The 3,779-nt window shown below is 67.0% G+C and carries 3 protein-coding genes; all 3 read left to right on the forward strand.

What is annotated here, in order from left to right:
- Positions 1-494 precede the first annotated feature (494 nt).
- The 3 genes from KVT44_RS55215 (at position 495) to clpX (ending at position 3,376) form a co-directional block, all read left to right on the forward strand.
- Positions 495-1,100, forward strand: a complete 606-nt coding sequence (locus tag KVT44_RS55215; RefSeq protein ID WP_190169049.1) for an ATP-dependent Clp protease proteolytic subunit — start codon at positions 495-497, stop codon at positions 1,098-1,100.
- A 137-nt stretch (positions 1,101-1,237) separates the two neighbouring features.
- Positions 1,238-1,918: an ATP-dependent Clp protease proteolytic subunit gene (locus KVT44_RS55220; protein ID WP_060897739.1), complete on the forward strand. Its 681-nt coding sequence runs from the start codon at positions 1,238-1,240 to the stop codon at positions 1,916-1,918.
- Between the two features lie 171 nt (positions 1,919-2,089).
- Positions 2,090-3,376 (forward strand): ATP-dependent Clp protease ATP-binding subunit ClpX, encoded by a 1,287-nt coding sequence (clpX, locus tag KVT44_RS55225; protein WP_054231969.1) that lies wholly within the window; start codon positions 2,090-2,092, stop codon positions 3,374-3,376.
- Positions 3,377-3,779: the final 403 nt, after the last annotated feature.

The raw sequence follows: 3,779 nt of genomic DNA on the forward strand, positions 1-3,779 counted from the left end.
CCGGAGGCCCCCGCCGGGGACGAGCCCCCCACGGGGGCCCCCGGGGAGACGCCCGGGGCGTAAGCCCCGGGCGCTCCAGCAGCTGTACGCCGGGCCCCCGGGGCCTTCTTGCCCCCGGGGGCCCGTCGGCCTTTGGGGGCGCGAGGAACTGCGCGAGCAACCCACGACAAGCCGCGCCCGCCGTTGGACCACCCGTGGCAGACGCGACCGCGGCTTTGCGGGGGTGGATCGCACAGTTCCCCGCGCCCCCGACGGGGCGCAGCCCCGCCGAACCCCCCTGTCCAACCCAGCGGAGCGCATGCGCTCACAGCGAACAGTTCCTTCTGCGGGATTCCCCGGAGGGACCCGCGCGTTAGGGTCCATGAATACGAGGGCAGGGGAGTCCCCGAAGCCGCCCCGGGCGGTTGTCGCACCGGGGTCCCACGCCCCCAGCAGAAGACGTGAGACGGCCCGGCGCCGTCGTAAGACGAGCAGGTGGATACGTGACGAATCTGATGCCCACAGCTGCCGGCGAACCCTTCGGTGGTGGCCTCGGCGACCAGGTCTACAACCGACTGCTCGGCGAGCGGATCATCTTCCTCGGCCAGGCGGTCGACGATGACATCGCCAACAAGATCACGGCGCAGCTGCTGCTCCTTGCCGCCGACCCGGACAAGGACATCTACCTCTACATCAACAGCCCCGGCGGATCGATCACGGCCGGCATGGCGATCTACGACACCATGCAGTTCATCAAGAACGACGTGGTGACGATCGCCATGGGCATGGCTGCCTCGATGGGTCAGTTCCTGCTCAGCGCGGGCACCCCCGGCAAGCGCTTCGCCCTGCCGAACGCCGAGATCCTGATCCACCAGCCCTCGGCCGGCCTGGCGGGCTCCGCGTCGGACATCAAGATCCACGCCGAGCGGCTGCTGCACACCAAGAAGCGGATGGCCGAGCTGACCTCCTTCCACACCGGTCAGACGGTCGAGCAGATCACTCGTGACTCGGACCGCGACCGTTGGTTCGACCCGATCGAGGCCAAGCAGTACGGCCTCATCGACGACATCGTGCCCACCGCCGCCGGTATGCCGGGCGGTGGCGGCACCGGGGCGTCGTAAGCCCCTCAGCGCCCCCCAGGGCGGCGCGTGGCCCTCTGCCGCTCTCCGGGCACACCCAGTGCCCCGGAGCGGCGCAGACGGCCCTCCAGCGCCCCGGCCGACCGCCTCAGGCTCTTACAGGCTCTTCAGGAGACACAGTGAACGACTTCCCCGGCAGCGGCATCTACGCCCGCACGCAGGCCGAGTACACCGGTCCTCGTGCGGAGTCCCGCTACGTCATCCCGCGCTTCGTCGAGCGCACCTCGCAGGGCGTGCGTGAGTACGACCCGTACGCGAAGCTGTTCGAGGAGCGCGTGATCTTCCTCGGCGTGCAGATCGACGACGCCTCCGCCAACGACGTCATGGCGCAGCTGCTGTGCCTGGAGTCGATGGACCCCGACCGTGACATCTCGGTCTACATCAACAGCCCCGGTGGCTCGTTTACGGCCCTCACGGCCATTTACGACACGATGCAGTTCGTGAAGCCCGACATCCAGACGGTCTGCATGGGTCAGGCGGCCTCGGCCGCCGCGATCCTGCTGGCCGCCGGCACGCCGGGCAAGCGCATGGCGCTTCCGAACGCCCGCGTGCTGATCCACCAGCCCTACAGCGAGACCGGCCGCGGCCAGGTCTCGGACCTCGAAATCGCGGCGAACGAGATCCTCCGGATGCGCGCGCAGCTGGAAGACATGCTGGCCAAGCACTCGACCACGCCGATCGAGAAGATCCGCGAGGACATCGAGCGCGACAAGATCCTCACCGCTGAGGACGCGCTCGCGTACGGCCTGATCGACCAGATCATCTCCACCCGCAAGATGAACAGTTCCGCGATCGTCTGACGTATCGCTGTATCGTCTGCCGCTCGTCTGTCGCCCGTTGGCGTGGTTCACGACAAAGTGAACCGCGCCAAGGGGGGCCCGAACGGGGGGCTCGGCAAGGTACCGTCGGACATAAGGCAGCACCAGGAGCCGCTGGACCTAGGCGTCTCCCAGGCGAAGGGGAAGCACACCGTGGCACGCATCGGTGACGGCGGCGATCTGCTCAAGTGCTCGTTCTGTGGCAAGAGCCAGAAGCAGGTCAAGAAGCTCATCGCAGGCCCCGGTGTGTACATCTGCGACGAGTGCATCGATCTCTGCAACGAGATCATCGAAGAAGAACTCGCGGAAACGAGCGAGGTCCGCTGGGAGGAGCTCCCGAAGCCCCGCGAGATCTACGAGTTCCTCGAGGGGTACGTGGTCGGCCAGGAGTCGGCCAAGAAAGCCCTCTCGGTCGCGGTGTACAACCACTACAAGCGGGTCCAGGCCGGTGAGAACGGCGGCGGTCAGAACCGGGACGACGCCATCGAGTTGGCGAAGTCCAACATCCTCCTGCTGGGCCCCACGGGCTCCGGCAAGACTCTGCTCGCCCAGACGCTCGCGCGCATGCTCAACGTCCCGTTCGCCATCGCCGACGCGACGGCGCTGACGGAGGCGGGGTACGTCGGCGAGGACGTCGAGAACATCCTGCTGAAGCTCATCCAGGCGGCCGACTACGACGTCAAGAAGGCCGAGACGGGCATCATCTACATCGACGAGATCGACAAGGTGGCCCGTAAGAGCGAAAACCCGTCGATCACGCGAGACGTGTCCGGCGAGGGCGTCCAGCAGGCGCTGCTCAAGATCCTGGAGGGCACGACGGCCTCCGTTCCGCCCCAGGGCGGACGCAAGCATCCCCACCAGGAGTTCATCCAGATCGACACGACGAACGTCCTGTTCATCGTGGGCGGCGCCTTCGCGGGCCTGGAGAAGCTCATCGAGTCGAGGGCGGGTGCCAAGGGCATCGGCTTCGGCGCGACGATCCGCTCCAAGCGCGAGCTCGAGTCCAAGGACCAGTTCGAGGCCGTCATGCCCGAGGACCTGGTGAAGTTCGGCATGATCCCCGAGTTCATCGGCCGGCTGCCCGTCATCACCTCGGTCCACAACCTCGACCGGCCGGCGCTCCTCCAGATCCTCGTGGAGCCGCGCAACGCGCTCGTGAAGCAGTACCAGCGCCTGTTCGAACTCGACGGCGTGGAGCTGGACTTCGAGCGCGAGGCCCTGGAAGCCATCGCCGACCAGGCGATCCTCCGCCAGACCGGCGCGCGCGGTCTGCGCGCCATCATGGAGGAGGTCCTCCAGGCGGTGATGTACGAGGTTCCCTCGCGGAAGGACGTGGCGAGGGTCGTCATCACGGCGGACGTCGTCCTGTCCAACGTCAACCCGACGCTGATCCCGCGCGACGCCCGCGGGCGCGGCCCGGGCGAGCAGAAGACGGCGTAGGCGGTCCGGCAGGACGAAGAAAAGGGGCGCCCGGTGAATCCGGGCGCCCCTTTTGACTGTCACTCGCCTATGACATGGTCAGGTGCTGAATCACAGCTGGCGAATGCAGGTCGCAGCTACCCACTTCGGGGGGACCACAAAGCTGGACGAGATGCGCACCCATTGGCTCGAGTGGATGCCACACGCCGTATAGGGGTTGTCTTCCCCTGTTGTGGTGGCGTAGATGCAGACGGTGCTGCCCTTCGCTCTGGTCCCGACCGACGGAGCCGAAGGGTTCGGCGCTATGCGCACCTGCACGGTCTCAATCACCGTGCCTTTGTGACAGTCGGGTCTGCTGCAGGTTTGGGTGACAGGTTCGGTCACACGACCTGGAGGGCCGGTGTGGTCATGACGGTCTCGAATT

Source organism: Streptomyces sp. GbtcB7 (assembly GCF_019091445.1).
In the GTDB taxonomy this organism is placed as follows: Bacteria; Actinomycetota; Actinomycetes; order Streptomycetales; family Streptomycetaceae; genus Streptomyces; species Streptomyces mirabilis.